At 72.2% G+C, this 17,515-nt stretch carries 18 protein-coding genes; 4 read left to right on the top strand and 14 right to left on the bottom strand.

From position 1 onward, the window contains the following. Positions 1 to 10 precede the first annotated feature (10 nt). Entirely contained in the window at positions 11 to 940 is a 930-nt protein-coding gene (locus N798_RS16800; RefSeq protein WP_035950969.1) for a 2-hydroxyacid dehydrogenase, read from the bottom strand. A gap of 92 nt (positions 941 to 1,032) precedes the next feature. Between N798_RS16800 and N798_RS16795 the strand changes: the two genes are divergently transcribed. Both N798_RS16795 and N798_RS16790 read left to right on the top strand, forming a co-directional pair. Next, complete coding sequence (locus N798_RS16795) at positions 1,033 to 2,250, top strand: PQQ-dependent sugar dehydrogenase (protein WP_035950966.1); 1,218 nt, start codon at positions 1,033 to 1,035, stop codon at positions 2,248 to 2,250. Between the two features lie 89 nt (positions 2,251 to 2,339). Further along, positions 2,340 to 2,966 (top strand): DUF937 domain-containing protein, encoded by a 627-nt coding sequence (locus N798_RS16790; protein ID WP_035950963.1) that lies wholly within the window; start codon positions 2,340 to 2,342, stop codon positions 2,964 to 2,966. Between the two features lie 110 nt (positions 2,967 to 3,076). Here the strand turns inward: N798_RS16790 and gatB are convergent, their stop codons facing one another. From gatB to N798_RS16750, 8 genes are all read right to left on the bottom strand, one after another. Continuing rightward, entirely contained in the window at positions 3,077 to 4,603 is a 1,527-nt protein-coding gene (gene gatB, locus N798_RS16785) for an Asp-tRNA(Asn)/Glu-tRNA(Gln) amidotransferase subunit GatB (RefSeq protein ID WP_035951089.1), read from the bottom strand. A 4-nt stretch (positions 4,604 to 4,607) separates the two neighbouring features. Next, a complete protein-coding gene (gene gatA, locus N798_RS16780) occupies positions 4,608 to 6,131 on the bottom strand; it encodes an Asp-tRNA(Asn)/Glu-tRNA(Gln) amidotransferase subunit GatA (protein ID WP_035950960.1) in 1,524 nt (507 codons plus the stop codon). 99 nt (positions 6,132 to 6,230) lie between these two features. After that, on the bottom strand, positions 6,231 to 6,527 hold the full coding sequence (gatC, locus tag N798_RS16775; protein ID WP_035950957.1) for an Asp-tRNA(Asn)/Glu-tRNA(Gln) amidotransferase subunit GatC: 297 nt from the start codon (positions 6,525 to 6,527) through the stop codon (positions 6,231 to 6,233). 78 nt (positions 6,528 to 6,605) lie between these two features. Next, positions 6,606 to 6,974, bottom strand: coding sequence for a hypothetical protein (locus tag N798_RS16770; protein ID WP_035950954.1), 369 nt, complete (start codon positions 6,972 to 6,974; stop codon positions 6,606 to 6,608). A 148-nt stretch (positions 6,975 to 7,122) separates the two neighbouring features. Further along, a complete protein-coding gene (locus tag N798_RS16765) occupies positions 7,123 to 7,518 on the bottom strand; it encodes a universal stress protein (RefSeq protein WP_035950952.1) in 396 nt (131 codons plus the stop codon). 1 nt (position 7,519) lies between these two features. Further along, on the bottom strand, positions 7,520 to 9,076 hold the full coding sequence (locus N798_RS16760) for a tripartite tricarboxylate transporter permease (RefSeq protein ID WP_052117483.1): 1,557 nt from the start codon (positions 9,074 to 9,076) through the stop codon (positions 7,520 to 7,522). Position 9,077: 1 nt separating this feature from the next. Further along, positions 9,078 to 9,581 carry a tripartite tricarboxylate transporter TctB family protein gene (locus tag N798_RS16755; RefSeq protein ID WP_035950950.1) on the bottom strand — a complete coding sequence of 168 codons (504 nt, stop codon included), beginning with the start codon at positions 9,579 to 9,581 and terminating at the stop codon, positions 9,078 to 9,080. Next, complete coding sequence (locus tag N798_RS16750; protein ID WP_371870456.1) at positions 9,581 to 10,600, bottom strand: Bug family tripartite tricarboxylate transporter substrate binding protein; 1,020 nt, start codon at positions 10,598 to 10,600, stop codon at positions 9,581 to 9,583. The genes N798_RS16755 and N798_RS16750 overlap by 1 nt, the downstream gene beginning before the upstream one ends. Before the next feature lie 204 nt (positions 10,601 to 10,804). Between N798_RS16750 and N798_RS16740 the strand changes: the two genes are divergently transcribed. Further along, a complete protein-coding gene (locus N798_RS16740) occupies positions 10,805 to 12,448 on the top strand; it encodes a sensor histidine kinase (protein ID WP_052117482.1) in 1,644 nt (547 codons plus the stop codon). Beyond that, positions 12,448 to 13,155 carry a response regulator gene (locus N798_RS16735; protein ID WP_035950943.1) on the top strand — a complete coding sequence of 236 codons (708 nt, stop codon included), beginning with the start codon at positions 12,448 to 12,450 and terminating at the stop codon, positions 13,153 to 13,155. Before N798_RS16740 ends, N798_RS16735 begins: the two co-directional genes overlap by 1 nt. Here N798_RS16735 and N798_RS16730 read toward each other — a convergent pair. From N798_RS16730 to N798_RS16710, 5 genes are read right to left on the bottom strand one after another with little or no spacing between them, the layout of a single operon-like run. Then, positions 13,137 to 14,546 (bottom strand): aldehyde dehydrogenase family protein, encoded by a 1,410-nt coding sequence (locus tag N798_RS16730; RefSeq protein WP_035950939.1) that lies wholly within the window; start codon positions 14,544 to 14,546, stop codon positions 13,137 to 13,139. The genes N798_RS16735 and N798_RS16730 overlap by 19 nt on opposite strands. Then, positions 14,543 to 14,992 (bottom strand): cupin domain-containing protein, encoded by a 450-nt coding sequence (locus N798_RS16725; RefSeq protein WP_052117481.1) that lies wholly within the window; start codon positions 14,990 to 14,992, stop codon positions 14,543 to 14,545. The genes N798_RS16730 and N798_RS16725 overlap by 4 nt, the downstream gene beginning before the upstream one ends. Continuing rightward, entirely contained in the window at positions 14,989 to 16,056 is a 1,068-nt protein-coding gene (locus tag N798_RS16720; RefSeq protein WP_035950937.1) for an isocitrate/isopropylmalate dehydrogenase family protein, read from the bottom strand. Before N798_RS16720 ends, N798_RS16725 begins: the two co-directional genes overlap by 4 nt. Next, positions 16,053 to 16,382: a putative quinol monooxygenase gene (locus N798_RS16715; RefSeq protein ID WP_035950934.1), complete on the bottom strand. Its 330-nt coding sequence runs from the start codon at positions 16,380 to 16,382 to the stop codon at positions 16,053 to 16,055. The genes N798_RS16720 and N798_RS16715 overlap by 4 nt, the downstream gene beginning before the upstream one ends. After that, entirely contained in the window at positions 16,379 to 17,458 is a 1,080-nt protein-coding gene (locus N798_RS16710; RefSeq protein WP_035950931.1) for an Ldh family oxidoreductase, read from the bottom strand. Before N798_RS16710 ends, N798_RS16715 begins: the two co-directional genes overlap by 4 nt. Positions 17,459 to 17,515: the final 57 nt, after the last annotated feature.

The following is a 17,515-nucleotide window of genomic DNA, read 5'->3' as shown; positions in this document are numbered from 1 at the left end:
GGCGCCGATGTCAGGTCTTGACATCGTCACGCACGAGGTGGTGCGGCGCGTCGCCGGCGGCGAGCCGCGTGAGCTGGTCTCGCAGCAGCGCCGACATCCGCGGGAGCAGCGCAGTCGTGTTGCCGCCGGCATGCGGGGTGATGAGGACGCCGGGCGCGGTCCAGAGGGGATGACCGTCGGGCAGCGGCTCGGGGTCGGTGACGTCGAGGGCCAGCGAGAGGCGTCCGGCGTGGGCGACGAGGGCGTCCGTGTCCGCGACCGGTCCGCGTGCGACGTTGACGAGGAGGGCCCCGTCGGGCATGGTCGAGAGGAAGGCGTCGTCGACGAGGTGGTGGGTCGCGTCGTTGAGCGGGACGATGACGATGACGACGTCGTGCTCGGGCAGCAGCCGCTCGAGCTCGTCGATCCCGTGCACCGTGTCGACGATCTCGTCACCCGCGCGCGCACGCGACGCGACGGCGGTGAGTGACACCTCGAAAGTGCTGAGCCGCACCGCGATCGCCCTGCCGACCGACCCGTATCCGACGACGAGCACGCGACGGTCGGCGAGCGAGGTCCGCGTGCCGAGCGGCACCCACCGGGCCTCGTCACCCGAGCGCACGGCGTCGGGAATGCCCCTGAGGGAGGCGAGAACCATGCCGACGGTGAGCTCGGCGGTGGCGGCGTCGTAGACGCCGGCCGCGTTGGCGACCGCCACCTGCTCGGGCACGACCTCGAGCACCCCGTCGAACCCGGCCGACTGGAGCTGCACGAGCCGCAGATCGGGCAGCTGCGCCACCGACCCGAGTGCCGACGCTGCGCCGAGGTAGGGAGCGACGACGACCTCGATCCTGCCGTCGGGCGTCTCGTCGCCGGCCGGGTCCCAGAGGACGGCCTCCACGCCGGGCACCTCGCCGACGGCGTCGCGCAGGACGGGATCGGGGAACGAGACGACGACCATGGGCCCGACCCTAGGCGAACCTCTCCTGCGGACTTGCTGGGAGTCCACGTCGCGGCCTCGCCCTCGGCAGCCGCTTCGGGGCACGATCGGGTATGCCGTCCCGTCACCGCCCGCTGACCGCTCTCGTCGCCCTCGGGCTCACCTGTGCCCTCACGGCGTGCGGCGGAGCCGACGACGACGCGTCCGACGGTGCGGGGACGCCCCCGGACGGCTCGTCCTCGGCGTCCCCGCCGACCGGCGCGCCGTCCCAGACCGGCGCGCCGTCCCAGACCGGCTCGCCGTCCCAGACCGGCTCGTCGTCAGGATCGTCGTCCGGCACCGCGTCACCGAGCCGCACGGTCCCGGCCGGTGCGCCGAGCGACGTCGTCACCGGGCTCGACGTGCCGTGGGCGGTCGCGTTCCTCCCGGGCGGCGACGCGCTCGTGACCCTGCGCGACGAGGGCGAGGTCGTGCGGGTCTCCCCCACCGGACGGCGCACGACCGTGGGGACCGTGCCCGGCGTCGACCCAGGCGGCGAGGGCGGCCTGCTCGGCGTAGCCGTCTCTCCGACCTTCGCCGAGGACTCGACGGTCCACCTCTACCTCACGTCGGCGGACGACAACCGCGTCGTGCGGACGACCCTCGGGGCAGGCGGGTTCGGGCCGATGACACCGGTGCTCACCGGCATACCCAAGGCCCGCAACCACAACGGCGGGCGCATCGCGTGGGGACCGGACGGCTTCCTCTACGTCGCGACCGGTGACGCCGCCCAGCCCGACCGGGCGCAGGACCGGAGCAACCTCGGCGGCAAGATCCTGCGCGTCACGGCGGACGGGAAGCCGGCCCCGGGCAACCCCGTCGCGGGGAGCCCGATGTGGAGCATGGGGCACCGCAACGTGCAGGGCCTCGCGTGGGGCGCGGACGGCACGATGTATGCGAGCGAGTTCGGGCAGAACACGTGGGACGAGCTCAACGTCATCACAGCGGGCGCGAACTACGGCTGGCCCGAGGTGGAGGGGATCGAACAGCGAGAGGGCTTCGTCGCCCCGGTCGCGCAGTGGTCGACCGACGACGCATCGCCGAGCGGGATCGCCGTCGGCGCCGACGGCGCCGTCTACATGGCGGCCCTGCGGGGCGAGTCGCTGTGGAAGGTACCGGTGTCGGGACCACGGCGCACCGGTGAGCCGGTTCGCCTGTTGGAGAACAGGTTCGGTCGCCTGCGGGATGCCGTGACCGCACCGGACGGCACGCTGTGGGTGCTGACGAGCAACACCTTCCGCGGCGACCCGCGGTCCGGCGACGACCGGGTGCTGAGGGTGCCCGTGGGGTGACAAACCCCCCGCGCGGCCCCGGCGTGAGTACGTTGGCGGGATGCGGTGGGCACCGTCGCCCACCGCCCCGAAGAGAGGCGGCACCGCCCATGGCTGCAGTTGACGACATCCTCCAGAGCCTTCCCCTCGACCGGCTCGCCCAGCAGGTCGGCGCCGACCCCCAGGAGGTCCAGCAGGCCGCCCAGGCCGCGCTGCCCGCCCTGCTCGGCGGGCTCCAGGCCAACGCGCAGGACCCGGGTGGTGCGAGCTCGATCGTCGAAGCCCTCGGTCAGCACGACGACGACCTCCTCCAGGGCGGGGTGGACCTCGACCAGGTCGACCAGCAGGACGGCGAGAAGATCGCATCGCACATCTTCGGGTCCAACGAGGAGCAGGTCTACTCCGCGCTCGGATCGTCGTCGAGCGCGAGCGGCGGACTCATCCGGCGCCTCATCCCCATCCTCGCCCCGATCGTCCTGTCCTACCTCGCCAACAAGGTCCTCAAGGGCGGCGGCGGTCTTGGCGGTGGCGGCACGACGCCGCAGACCTCGCCAGACAACTCGGCGCAGGGCGGTCCGGGCTCGCTCGACTCGATGCTCCAGGACGTCCTCGGCGGCGCGCTCGGTGGCGGCACGGCGACACAGCAGGCACCCGCGCCGACCCAGCAGACGCAGGGCTCGGCCGGCGGGTCCATCATCGACATCCTCGGCGGGCTGCTCGGAGGCGGCCGCCGCTGACGCCCCACCAGTCGGACCCGCCCGCCGGACCCGACAGTCGAGAGTAGAGAGAGTCCCGCCTCGGTCGTACCGAGGCGGGACTCTCTCTACTCTCGACTGCTTGTGGGCGGTCAGCTCGTGAGCTTGGCGAGGATGATCTCGCGGGCCCTGCCGGCGTCGGCCTGGCCCCTCATCTCCTTCATGACCTGACCGATGAGTGCGCCGGCCGCCTGGACCTTGCCGTCGCGGACCTTCTGGGCGACGTCGGCGTTGGCCTCGATGACCTTGTCGACGGCCGCCTCGAGGGCGCCGTCGTCCTGGACGAGCTCGAGGCCTCGGGCGTCGGCCACCTCGGTCGGGGTGCCCTCACCGTCGAGCACGCCCTCCCAGGCCTGCCGGGCCATCGAGTCGTTGAGCCGGCCGGAGGACACGAGGCCCTCGAGCTCGACGACGTGCGCCGGGACGATCGAGCGCTCCGCGGCATACGAGGCGACGTCGGTGCCCTCGGCGTTGGCGCGACGGGCGATCTCACCGGACCACCACTTGCGCGCGCCCGCAGGGGTCGCACCGGCCTCGACGGTCTGGCCGATGAGGTCGACGAGCCCGGCGTTGAGCACGTCGCGCATCTCGAGGTCGCTGAAGCCCCAGTCGGACTGGAGGCGCTTGCGGCGCTGGGCCGGCGGCTCGGGCAGCGTCGCGCGCAGCTCCTCGACCGTCTCGCGGGACGGCGCGACGGGGACGAGGTCGGGCTCGGGGAAGTAGCGGTAGTCGTCGGCGTCGGACTTCGGGCGGCCGGAGGTCGTCATGCCGGTGTCCTCGTGCCAGTGGCGCGTCTCCTGGAGGATCGAGCCCCCGGCCCGGAGGACGGCGCCGTGGCGGCACATCTCGTAGCGGACGGCGCGCTCGACCGAGCGCAGCGAGTTGACGTTCTTGGTCTCGGTGCGGGTGCCGAGCGTCGTCGTGCCCTTGGGCATGAGCGAGAGGTTGACGTCGCAGCGCATCGAGCCCTGCTCCATCTTGACGTCGGAGACGTCGAGCGCCTTGAGCAGGTCACGCAGGGTGGCGACGTAGGCGCGGGCCACCTCGGGCGCGCGCTCCCCCGCGCCGCGCAGCGGCTTGGTGACGATCTCGATGAGGGGGATGCCCGCGCGGTTGTAGTCGACGAGCGAGTGCGTCGCGCCGTGGATGCGACCGGTCGACCCGCCGACGTGCAGGGACTTGCCCGTGTCCTCCTCCATGTGCGCCCGCTCGATCTCGACGCGGAACGTCGAGCCGTCGTCGAGCTCGACGTCGAGGAAGCCCTCGAAGGCGATCGGCTCGTCGTACTGCGAGGTCTGGAAGTTCTTGGGCATGTCCGGGTAGAAGTAGTTCTTCCGCGCGAACCGGCACCACTGCGCGATCTCGCAGTTGAGCGCGAGCCCGATCCGGATCGCCGACTCGACGGCCTTCTCGTTGACGACCGGCAGGGCGCCGGGAAGGCCGAGGCAGACCGGGCAGACCTGCGTGTTGGGCTCGGCGCCGAACTCGGTGGCGCACCCGCAGAACATCTTCGTGTTGGTCCCGAGCTCGACGTGCACCTCGAGCCCGAGCACCGGGTCGAAGTGCTCGAGGACCTCGTCCCAGGCGATGATGGCTTCGGTGTCAATCTGCGTCGACATCAGGTCACGCACCCTTCGTGGCGGCGGAGAGGTCGGGGGCGCGGTCGAGCAGCGGCCCGCCCCACGCGGCGTGGAGCCGCTGCTCGAGGGCCGAGCCGACGGCATACAGGCGCTCGTCGGCGGCGGCCGGCGCGAGGATCTGGAAGCCCGCGGGGAGGCCGTCCTCGTCCGCGAGGCCGCTCGGGAGCGACATGCCAGGGACGCCGGCGAGGTTGGCGGGGATCGTCGCGATGTCGTTGAGGTACATCGCCATCGGGTCGTCGATCTTGTCGCCGAAGCGGAAGGCCGTCGTCGGCGCGGTCGGCGAGACGAGGACGTCGGCCGTCTCGAAGGCCTTGGCGAAGTCGTCGGCGATGAGGCGGCGGACCTTCTGCGCCGAGCCGTAGTAGGCGTCGTAGTAGCCCGACGAGAGGGCGTAGGTGCCGAGGATGATGCGGCGCTTGACCTCGTCGCCGAAGCCGGCGTCGCGCGTCGCGGCCATGACCTGCTCCGCGCTGGGGTCGTCGATGCCCTCGGGCAGCACGCGCATGCCGTAGCGCATCGCGTCGAACTTCGCGAGGTTGCTCGACGCCTCCGACGGGAGGATGAGGTAGTAGGCGGCGAGCGCCGCGGTGAAGCTCGGGCACGAGACCTCGACGACCTCGGCGCCGGCGTCGACAAGGTGCTGGACCGACTCCTCGAAGCGCTGCTGCACCCCGGCCTGGAAGCCCTCGCCGGTGAGCTCGCGGACGATGCCGATGCGCATCCCCTTGACGTCCGCGCGGCGCGCGGCCTCGACGACGGCGGGCACGGGGGCGTCGATCGACGTCGAGTCCATCGGGTCGTGACCGCCCATGACCTCGTGGAGCAGCGCCGCGTCGAGGACGGTGCGCGTGCACGGGCCGGCCTGGTCGAGCGAGGACGCGAGGGCGACGAGGCCGTAGCGGGAGACGCCGCCGTAGGTCGGCTTGGTCCCGACGGTCCCGGTGACAGCCGCGGGCTGGCGGATCGAGCCGCCGGTGTCGGTGCCGGTGGCGAGCGGCGCCTGGAACGACGCGACGACGGCACTCGAGCCACCACCGGAGCCGCCGGGGATGCGCTCGAGGTCCCAGGGGTTGCGCGTCGGGCCGTAGGCCGAGTGCTCGGTCGAGGACCCCATGGCGAACTCGTCCATGTTGGTCTTGCCGAGGATCGGCATGCCCGCGGCCTTGATGCGGGTGACGACGGTCGCGTCGTAGGGCGGGATCCACCCCTCGAGGATCCGGCTGCCGCACGTCGTCGGCAGGCCCTTGGTCGTCATGACGTCCTTGACGGCGATCGGCACGCCGGCGAGCCGGTGGAGCTGCTCCCCGGCGGCCCGTCGCTGGTCGATGTCGCGCGCGGTGGCGAGGGCGCCCTCGCGGTCGACGTGAAGGTAGGCGTGGACGTCGCCGTCGACGGCGTCGGTCCGGTCGAGCAGCGCCTGCGTCACCTCGACCGAGCTCGTCCCCCCGGAGGTCAGGAGGTCGGCGAGCTCGGCGGCGCTGGCGCGGGTCAGGTCTGTGGTCACGTCGGTCCTTGCGGTCTGGGTCTGCGTCGTGCGGGGAAGGAAACGGAAGGGGTATGCCGGGAGCTCACCTCACGGCATACGGGAGCCGCCGTCGCTCGCTCAGTCCTCGTCGAGGATGCGGGGGACGGAGAAGCGCTGCTGGTCGGCCTCGGGGGCGCCCGCGAGGGCGGCCTCGGCGCCGAGGCTCGGCCGGACGACGTCGGGTCGCGTGACGTTAACGATCGGCATCGGGTGGCTCATCGGCTCGACGCCCTCGATCGGCGACTGCTGGACGACGGCGACGGACTCGAGGATGACGCCCAGCTCGCCGACCATCCTGTCGAGCTCGGCGTCGGAGAGGTCGATGCGGGCGAGACCGGCGAGGTGCGCCACGTCGTCGCGGGTGAGTTCAGCCATGGGCGCCAGTCTAGGACTCCGTGATCGATGCCTCGTCGCGGCTCCGGCGGCCGCTCACCCGACGTCCGGTGTCCGGCGTCAGCTCAGTGCGAGTGCGGCCAACCGGCCCAGCTGCCACACGGACTGGCCGATGCCGAGGGTGAGGCCGACCGCGGCGAGCGACCAGAAGCCCCACCGCACCGCGAGACCACCGGTGCTGCCGCGCGTGCTGGCACGCATCCCGCTCCACCAGCGGTTCGCGGCGAGCGGGCCCCAGCCGCCGTCCGGCCGCTCGGTGAACGGCAGCCACCAGTCCCCCGCCGTCCTAGCACGCCTCGCTTCGGTGAGCACCGGTAGGACGAGGGTCCACCACACCGAGCCGAGCACCGCGAGGACACCGAGCAACGCGAGGATCGCGAAGGCGCGCGCGGCCCACAGAAGCAGCACGAGCTCCGTGTCGGTCCCCACCGGGCGACCCTAACCCGTGGGTCTCCCGCGGCAGGGGGTGCGACGCGACGGAGCCGCCCACGGGTGTCGTGGGCGGCTCCGGGCCGCGCGGTCCTCGCGCCTGCCGCCGCGGCCTGGCAGGGGGTGCCGCGGCGGCGAGGACCTCTCGCTAGCGCGGCGCCTTGACGGCGAGCACGGGGCACTCGGCGTCGAGGAGGACCTGCTGGGCCTGGCTGCCGAGCAGGAGCTTGCCGACGGGCGTGCGCCGGCGCACCCCGATGACGATGAGCTCGGCGTTGGTCTGATCCGCGAGGTCGACGAGGACCTCGGCCGGGTCCTTGCGGTGCACGGCGTGCGAGATCTCGTAGTCGAGACCGGACGCGTCGAGCTCGGCGCGCAGGTCGTCGAGCTGCGCGTCGTCGACGTAGCGGTTGTCGGCCGAGGCCGACCCGGTGCTCGCGTTGACGACGAGGAGCCGGCTGCCGCGGCTGCGGGCCTCGACGACGGCCGCGTCGAGCGCCGCACGCCCCTCCTTGGTGGGCACGAACCCCACGATGACCGGCATGTCAGGCTCCTTCGCTGTTGGCGTGCTGCTGCAGGCGGGTGCCGTCGGGTCCCGAGGTCGGGTCCTCCGGCGGGGTGCGGCGCTTCCTGACCTGGCCCCAGACGAGCGGCACGAGGACGACGAGCAGGACGAGCGCGTAGACGACCTTCGAGAAGGGCGTGTTGACGAGGCCCGAGAGGTGCCCGTCGCTGATCTGCAGTGCGCGCCGCATGAAGACCTCGGCCCGCGGGGCGAGGATGAGGCCGACGATGAGCGGCACCACCGGCAGGCCGTAGCGCCGCATCGCGAAGCCCAGTCCGCCGATGAGCAGGAGCAGCCACAGGTCGAACGCCGTGCCGTTGGCCGCGTAGGCGCCGAGCGACGCGAACATGAGGATGCCGGCATACAGGTAGGGCCTGGGGATGAGCAGGAGCTTGGCCCACAGGCCTGCCATCGGCAGGTTGAGCGCGAGGAGCATCGCGTTGCCGATGAGGAGGCTCGCGATGAGCGTCCACACGAGCGGGCCCTGCTCGTCGAAGAGCCGCGGACCGGGCTGGATGCCGTAGGTCTGGAACGCGAGGATCATGACGGCCGCCGTGGCGGTCGTCGGGATGCCGAGGGTGAGGAGCGGGACGAGGCTGCCCGCGGCGGAGGCGTTGTTGGTCGCCTCGGGCCCGGCGACGCCCTCGATGGCGCCCTTGCCGAACTCCTCCGGCTTCTTCGCGAGCTTGCGCTCGGTGATGTAGGAGAGGAACGTCGGGATCTCCGCACCACCGGCCGGGATCGCACCGAAGGGGAAGCCGATCGCGGAGCCGCGCAGCCACGGCTTCCACGAGCGCGAGAGGTCCTCGCGGGTCATGAGCCGGCCCTTGATGGGGATGATCCGCGCCGGGGCCCGGCGCAGGTGCGCGGCGATCCACAGCGCCTCGCCCATCGCGAAGACCGCGACGGCGACGACGACGACGTCGATGCCGTCGGAGAGCTGGTCGATGCCGAAGGTGAGCCGCTGCTGGCCGGAGGTCTGGTCGATGCCGATGAGACCGATCCACACGCCGAGGCCGAGGCTGGCGAAGCCACGGATCTTCGACGAGCCGAGGACGGTCGTCACCGCGACGAACGCGAAGACCATGACGGCGAGGTAGTCAGGGTCGCCGAGCTGGATCGCGAACTTGACGACCTGGGGCGCGAGCAGCGCGAGGCAGAGGGTGGCGATGGTGCCGGCGACGAAGGAACCGATGGCCGCGGTGGCGAGGGCGGCGGCGCCGCGACCCGCCTTGGCCATCTTGTTGCCCTCGATCGCCGTCATCACCGATGCGCTCTCGCCCGGTGTGTTGAGCAGGATCGAGGTCGTCGAGCCGCCGTACATGCCGCCGTAGTAGAGACCGGCGAACATGATGATCGCCTGCTCGACCTCGAGGGTGTAGGTGAGCGGCAGGAGCAGGGCGATGGCCATGGCCGGGCCGATGCCGGGCAGGACGCCGATGGCGGTGCCGAGAAGGACACCGAGGAAGGCGTAGAGGAGGTTCATCGGCGTCAGGGCCGACGACATCCCCTCGAGCAGGGCGTTGATGCCGTCCATGTCAGAGGATCCCGTCCAGGAGCCCGGCCGGGAGCTTGACGTCCAGGCCGAGGAAGAAGCCGTACCACGTGACGACCGAGAGCAGGACCGAGATCACCGCGAGGCGAACGTAGTGACGGTTGCCGAGGGCGAAGGCGGCGCCGAAGAAGAGCACCGCACCGGTGATCGGCCAGCCGAGCCGGTCGATGAAGGCGGCGTTGAAGGCGAAGGCCACCGCGAGCAGACCGACCGTCCGGAAGTCGGAGCCGTGGCTGAGGTCGACGTCCTCGCCCTCCTCCTGCTCACCGCGCCCACCGCGGGCGATGTCGACCGCGAGGAGAACGGCACAGAGGATGAGGAGGCCGCCGACGAACATGGGGACGGTCCGCGCGGTCATGAAGCCGCGGGCGCCCCGCTCGATGAGGCCGAGGGCGTCGACGATGGCGACGACGCCGAGGGCCAGCAGGAGGAGGGACACTCCGTACTCGGAGCGCCCCTCCCCCCGCTTCTGCACCTGGTCGCTCATCAGGCGAGACCCAGCTCCTTGAGCACGCCGGCGACGCGGTCGCTCTCGGAGGTCAGGAACGTCTTGAACTCGTCGCCGGGGACGAAGGCATCGGTCCAGCCCTTGTCGGCCAGCGTCTTCTTCCACTCCTCGGTGCCGTGCAGGGCCGTGACGGCCGCGATGAGCTTGTTCTTGTCGGCGTCGGAGATCTCCGGGGCGGCGACGAGGCCACGCCAGTTGGTGAAGGTGAGGTCGACGCCCTGGTCCTTGAGGGGCTTGGCGTCGACACCCTCGACCGGCTTGTCGCTCGTCACGGCGAGGACGCGCACGTCACCGGACTTGGCCTGCTCGACGACCTCGCTGACGCCGGTGGCGGCGAAGCCGAGCTTCTTGCCGAGGACGGCGGTCATGAGCTCGCCACCGCCGTCGTAAGCGACGTAGTTGACCTTCTTGGCGTCGAGGCCGACGGTCTTGGCGAGGAGCATCGGGGTGAGGTGGTCGGGGCCACCGACGTTGGAGGCGCCACCGACGGGCACGGCGCCCGGGTTGGCCTTCCACGCGTTGATGAGGTCGTCGAGCGTCTTGAAGGGCGAGTCCTTCGCGACGACGATCGCCTCGGACTCCTCGATGAGCTTGGCGATGGGCGTGGTGTCGGTGAGCTTGGCCTCCGTCTTGTTGCTGTAGGAGGCGCCGACGACGCCGAGGCCCATCTGCATGAGCAGGTCACCCTTGCCCTTCTCGTTGACGAGGCGGGACAGGCCGACGGTGCCGCCGGCACCGGCCTGGTTGAAGACCTCGATCGAGCCACTGAGACCGGCGGACTGGAGGTCGGCCGAGACGGCGCGGGCCGTCTGGTCGTAGCCCGAGCCGGGCGAGTTCGGGACCATGATGCGCAGGCCCGAGAGCTTCTCGGCCGAGGCGCTGCTGCTCGATCCCGAGCCGGACTCGGCGTCGTCGGTCTTGCTCACGCCGCAGGCGGTGAGGGCGAGGGCCGCGGCCGCCGTGAGGGTGGCGCTGCGAACCAGGGTGGTCATGCGCACGGGGGACTCCTTTGTCGAGGGGTGCGTGGGATGCGTCGGCTGGGGTGCGTCGGCAGGTGCGTCGCAGCCAACGGTCGCGGGTGTCGGGCCCGGTGTCACGGTTGCGGGCACAGACACCGTTGAGTTCTTTGTGCTCACGCCCCGCGGCCGGCTCGCGCCCGGCACCGGCACAATCGTCGTGTGGCGAGAGGACGAGCAGGACGCGTGCGTGCGCTGATGCGCCGTCTGTGGCCGCAGACCCTCGCCGGTCGCATGCTCGCCACCCAGATGCTCATCGTGAGCATCGTCTTCGTCGGCGTGGGCGCGCTGTCCGTCGCCCAGCAGGGCGAGGGCGTGACCGACCGTGAGGTGCGCCGCGCCCGCCAGGTCGCCGAGCAGGTCACCCAGGAGCCCGGTGTCCGCCAGGTGCTCGGCTCGCAGGGCGAGGCGTGGATGTCGCAGGCGGTGGCGGCGCTCGAGTCCGCCCGCACGCTGTCCGACTCCGAGGGCGTCTACCTCGCCCGGACGAGCGACGGCCGCGTCGTCGCCGCGGCGGCCGACGACCCCCTGCGACGCCTCCCCCGGACCGACGCGTTCGAGGGCAGCTCGTGGCTCGGCGGCGAGAACGACGACGACGACCCTGAGACGATCATGGCGATGGCGCCGGTCATCGTCGCCGGCGAGCTCGAGCCGGTCGGCGTCGTCGCCGTGACCCGGCCGTCCCCCTCGGTGTGGGACGACCTCGCGACGATCACGCCCAACCTGCTCACCTACCTCGGGCTCGCCGGGGTCATCGGCGTCCTCGGTTCGCTGCTCCTCGCCCGCAAGGTCAAGCGACAGACGCTGGGCCTCGAGCCGCGTGAGATCGCCGGCCTCGTCGAGCAGCGCGAGGCCGTCCTGCACGGGATCAAGGAGGGCCTCCTCGCTGTCGACCTCGCGGGACGGGTCACCCTGCTCAACGACGAGGCCGCGACCCTTCTCTCGATCCCGCAGGCGGGCTCGACCGGGCACTCCCTCGCCGAGCTCGGCGCGGACCGGGCCCTGCTCTCGCTCTTCCCCGACCGGCGCCTGCGCAGCGGGCCGACCGTGAGCGTCTCCGACGAGTCCGAGGTGTCCTCGGTCGACCGGGTGCTGCTGGTGCGCGGCCGGCTCGTCACCGCCAACGTCATGCCGGTGCGCCAGCAGGGCCGGCTCGTGGGTCACGTGGCGACCCTGCGCGACCGCACCGAGCTCCTCGAGCTCCAGCGCGACCTCGACGTCACCCGGGCGACGACCGACTCGCTGCGCGCCCAGGCACACGAGTTCAGCAACCGCATGCACGTCGTCGCCGGGCTCATCGCGCTCGAGGAGTACGACGACGTGCAGGACTACATCCGCCACATCACCGCCGACGAGGCCGAGCTCACCGCCCGCGTGGGGACGGCCGTCGCGGACCCCGCGGTCGCGGCGATGCTCATGGCCAAGTCGCGCCAGGCGGCCGAGCGCGGCATCACCCTCGACCTCGACGACGACTCCCGGCTCGCCCGTCTCGACGGCGACCTCTCGACCGACCTCAACACCATCCTCGGCAACCTCGTCGACAACGCCCTCGACGCCGTGCCCGAGGTGAGCGGGCGCGTCCGCGTGGCGCTGCTCGGTCCGGACGACGGCGCGGTGCGGCTCACGGTGCGCGACAACGGTCCCGGCGTCCCGACCGACGACACGGGCACCCTCTTCGTGCGCGGCTACTCGACCAAGGACGCCGAACCCGGGTCCTCGCGCGGCATCGGGCTCGCCCTCGTGCGTATGGTCTGCACCAAGCGAGGAGGAGAGGTGAGCGTGAGCAACGACGACGGTGCCGTCTTCACGGTCAGCCTCCCCACGGCCTGATGACGTCCGAGGCCGTCCCCATCCGCACCGTCGTCGTCGACGACGACTTCATGGTCGCGCGCCTGCACTCGAGCACCGTGGCCCGGCTCGACGGCTTCGAGGTCGTCGGCGTCGCGAGCACCGGCGGGCAGGCGCTGGCGATGGTCAAGGACAAGCGGCCCGACCTCGTGCTGCTCGACGTCTACCTGCCCGACCTCACCGGCCTCGAGGTGCTGCGCCGGCTGCGCGGCATCGGCGTCGACTGCGACGTCATCGTCATCAGCGCCGCCCGAGACCTCGACTCACTGCGGCAGGCCATGCAGTCGGGCGTCTACCAGTACCTCGTCAAGCCGTTCGAGCTCGAGGAGCTGCGCCGTCGTCTCGACGAGTACGCGCGGCACCGCGCCCGCATGCGCGGCCAGGACCCGGGCACGACCGTCGAGCAGGAGGAGGCCGACCGGCTCTTCCGCACCGGGTCGAGTGGGCGCTCACGCACGTCGCTGCCCAAGGGCATCAGCGCCGAGACCGTCCAGCTCGTCAGCGGCGCCCTCGCCACCGCGGGCGACGACGGCCTCTCCGCGACGGAGTGCGGCGAGGCCGTCGGGATCGCCCGCAGCAGCGCCCGCCGCTACCTCGAGTACCTCGTCGAGTCGGGCGCGGCCGACGTCCGCCACCGCTACGGCTCGGCCGGCCGGCCCGAGCGGCGCTATCAGCGCGCGGCCCAGTAGGTCCGCTGGTTCATGAAGGCATACATGCCCTCGGCCGACAGCTCGCGACCGTAGCCCGACTGCTTGGTCCCGCCGAAGGGCACGCGCACGTCGGACGCGACGACCGCGTTGACGAAGACCGCGCCCGTGGTCACCTTCCGCGCCAGCGCCACGGCGCGCTCGGTCGAGGCGCTCCACACCGACAGACCCAGCCCGTATGCCGTCGCGCCGGCGAGGCGTGCCGCGTCCTCGTCGTCCTTCGCGACGACGATGGCGGCGAGCGGGCCGAACGTCTCCTCGTCGAACGCGGGGACGCCGGGGCCGTCGACGGTGAGCACCGTCGGCTCGAAGAACCATCCCTCACCCTCGACCGCCGAGCCGCCGGCGAGGAGCCTCGCACCGCCGACCACCGAGGCGTCGACCTGGCGCTGGATCTCCGTCCGGAGGTCGTCGCGTGCCATCGGGCCGACGTCGACGGACTCGTCGGTGGGGTCGCCGACACGGAGCCCGGCGACGCCCAGGAGGAAGCGGTCGACGAAGGCGTCGGCGACCTCTGCGGCGACGACGAACCGCTTGGCGCACACGCAGGACTGACCGGCGTTGTGGAACCTCGCCCGCACCGCGGCGTCGGCGGCCGCCGGCACGTCGGCGTCCGAGAGCACGACGAACGCGTCCGACCCGCCGAGCTCGAGGACCGAGGGCTTGACCGCTCGACCGGCCGCGGCGCCGACGGCAGCTCCCGCGCGGTTGCTGCCCGTGAGCGTCACCCCGGCCACGCGTGGGTCGGCGACGAGCCGCTCGGTCACCTCGGGCACGCGTGGCTCGTCGACGACGAGGGTGCGCAGGACGCCGTGAGGAACGTCGCCGGCCGGAGCGGAGTCGCGCACGAGCGACTCGATCGCCAGCGCGCACCCGGTGACGTTGGGTGAGTGCTTGAGCAGCACCGTGTTGCCGGCTCCCAGCGCCGGGAGGACGAAGCGCATCACCTGCCACAGCGGGAAGTTCCACGGCATGACGGCGAGCACGGGCCCGATGGGCTCGCGCGTCACCCAGGCCTGCGCGCCGTCGCCCACGTCGACCTGCCGGGGCTCGAGCAGGCGCTCGAGGTTGTCGGCGTACCAGCGGGCCGTGGTCGCGGACTTGTCGACCTCACCACGCGCCTCGCGCAGGGGCTTGCCCATCTCGGACGTGATGAGCTCGGCGAGCGAGTCCCGCTGTGCGACAAGGGAGTCCGCGATCGCGGTGAGGAACGCGGCGCGCTCCTCGACCGAGGAGGCACCCCAGGTCCGGGCGGCCTGGTCCACCTCGGCGACGGCGGACTCGATCGCGGCGTCGTCCATGACCGGATGGGTCGCGAGCGGCGTCCCGGTCGTCGGGTCGATGGTCTCGATGACGGTGTCCGCGGTCGTCACGGCGTGCTCAGTCCGCCCCGGTCGGACTCGGAGAGGTGCTCGAAGATCTCGCCGGTCGCGGTGATGGTCCGCGTGACGTCACGACCGCCGTAGACCCAGTAGATCCGCATGGTGCCGGTGCCGCGGTTGTAGAACCGGTGCGGCACACCGGCCGGGACCCACGTGGCCTCCCCGGCGACGAGCTCGAACTCCTCGCCGTCGATCTCGGCGACGGCCTCGCCCTCGAGGATGAGCACCGACTCCTCGACGTTGTGGCTGTGCAGCGGCAGGCCGGTGCCCTCGGCGAACTGGGTCTGCCCGGTCGTCACCCGGTTGGTCTCGCAGTTCCACTTCCCGACGTAGGGGATGGTGCGGACTCCGTTGCCGCGGTCGAAGGGCTCGACGTCGTCGGGGCGGACGAGCAGGTTGGGCGCCTCGGGGGCGGCGGGCGTGGTGCGGTCGGTCATCGGGCGGTCTCCAGCGTCGTGAGGAGGGCTGAGGTGAACTGGTCGGTGTCGAGGTTCCCGCGCAGGTCGCGGGTCCGTGTCGCGGGGTCGGTGAGGCAGGCGTCGACGGCCGCGTCGACGGCGTCGGCAGCCCGCTCGAACTGCTCGGCACCGCTCCGCCGGCCCCACCAGCGGAGCAGCATCGTGGCCGACAGGATGAGCGAGGTCGGGTTGGCGACCCCCTGTCCGGCGATGTCCGGTGCCGAGCCGTGCTGTGCCTGGGCCACCGCGACCCCGCCACCGACGTTGAGCGACCCGCCGAGGCCGAGGCTTCCCGACAGCGCGCAGGCGAGGTCGCTGAGGATGTCGCCGAACATGTTCGTCGTCACGACGACGTCGAACTCCCCCGGCGAGCGCACGAGGTGGGCAGTCGCGGCGTCGACGATGAGCTCGCGCAGCTCGACCTCGGGATGGCGCGCGGCCACGGCCCGGACCTCGTCGAGGAAGAGCCCGTCCGAGAGCGTGAGGACGTTCGCCTTGTGCACGGCGGTGACACGGCCACGGCGTCCACCCGCGAGGCGGAAGGCCTCCTCGGCGACGGCGTTGCACGCCCGCCGCGAGACCTTGCGCACCGACAGGGCGAGGTCCTCGTCCGGCATGAACTCGCCGCTCCCGGCGACCATGTTGCGGTCGCTGTAGAACCCCTCGGTGTTCTCGCGGACGATGACGAGGTCGAGCGGCTCAGGCAGGACGGTGAGGTCCGGGAGGCTCCGCACCGGGCGGATGTTGGAGTAGAGGCGGTAGGTCGTGCGGATCGCCGCCGACGGGTTCCAGCCACCCTCGGCGCGCGAGGGGTAGTCGAGGTGCGAGACAGGTCCGAGGATCGTGCCGTCCACCTCTCCGACGCGGTCGAGGACGTCGCGGGGCATCGTCTCGCCGACGGCCTCGTGCGCCGCCCAGCCGATGTCACGGTGCTCGAGCTCGAGGCCGAGGCCGAACGTGTCGTCGGCGGCCCTCAGCACCCGCTCGGTCGCGGCGGCGATCTCCGGCCCGATGGCGTCGCCGGGCAGCACGAGGATCCTCATGACGCCACCTCGGCCTTGTCGGTCTCACGGTGCGCGACGACGAGCTCGGTGATGGTGTTGACCTGGCTGCCCGGGACGACCGTGCGCGCGACGGCCTCGCGCCACCGCCCGAAGTGCGGCGCCTCCCGGTGGGCCGCGAGCGCGGCCTCGTCGCGGTAGATCTCGTAGAGGACGAAGTGGTCCGGGTCGCTCTGCGACCGGCACACGTCGAAGCGCAGGCACCCCGGCTCGTCCGCGAAGGTCGAGGCCGCGTTGGCCGTGATGGCCTCGAGGAACTCCTCGCGGCGCTCGGGGATGACGTCCAGGCGGACGACGAGCGAGATCATGCGTGCTCCTTGGTCGTGGTGGTGTCGAAGGCAGGTGGCAGGGGGACCCCCGTGGCGTCCGCGAGCGTCGTGAGCTCGGACCAGGTCTGCTCCGAGACCCGTATGCCGTCCGCCTCCGCGCGTCGCCGGCTGCGGTCCTCGAGCTCGCCCGGGGTGAGCACGCCGTCGGACCAGGCAGCGGCCTCGCTGCCGCGGACCTGTGCCACGAGGGCGGCCACGCGCGCGGCGTAGTCGTCGGGGTCGGCCACGGCTGCGACGTCGAGCGTGATGAGGAGGTGCCCGGCGCCGCTCGCGCCCTCGGGCCGGTAGGGACCGACGACGTCGGACCCGAAGGCGCTCCCGGTGAGCACCCCGGCCAGGACGTCGAACATGAACGCCATGACGTAGCCCTTGGCACCCCCGACCGGCGAGATGAGCCCCTCGATCGCCTCGCGAGGGTCGGTGGTCGGCGTCCCGTCGGCCCGGGCTCCCCAGCCATCGGGGATCGGCTCGCCACGGTCGGCGGCGACATAGACCTTGCCGCGCGCGACCGCCGTGTTGGCCATGTCCATGACGAGGACGTCACCGTCGGGCCCGGGCGCGGCGATCGACCACGGGTTCGTGCCGACGAGCTTGGTCCGCCCGCCCCACGGAGCCATGGCCGGCGAGGCGTTCGTGGCGAGGATCGCGACGCAGCCTCGCTCCGCGGCATACCTCGTGAAGTAGGCGGCGGTCCCGAAGTGACCCGACCGGCGCACGGCGACCGCGCAGATGCCGTGCGTGCGCGCGCGCTCGACGCCGAGCTCCACCGCACGCTGCGCGACGACCTGGCCGAGGCCGTCGTGTCCGTCGAGGACGACGACGCTGCCCGTGTCACGGACCGTCTCGACCTCGGTCACCGCCCGCATCGCGCCACTGCGGAGCCGCGCGAGGTACCACGGCAGCCGGATGGCGCCGTGGGACGGGTGCCCCCACAGCTCGGCGACGAGGAGCGTGTCCGCGAGGAGCGCGGCGTCGTCCCACGGGACGCCGTGGGCGCGCGTGACGTCGGTGAGGAAGGCGGCGAGTGCCGCGGGCTCGACGGTGCGCGAGGTCATGGAGCCATACTCGCATACTTGTATACAAGTAGACAAGACGCGACTCCACCGGCACGA

This window comes from Knoellia flava TL1, from assembly GCF_000768675.1.
GTDB lineage: Bacteria > Actinomycetota > Actinomycetes > Actinomycetales > Dermatophilaceae > Knoellia > Knoellia flava.
The sequence above is the reverse complement of the archived record's forward strand: the minus strand, read 5'-3'. Positions and strand labels throughout refer to the sequence as shown.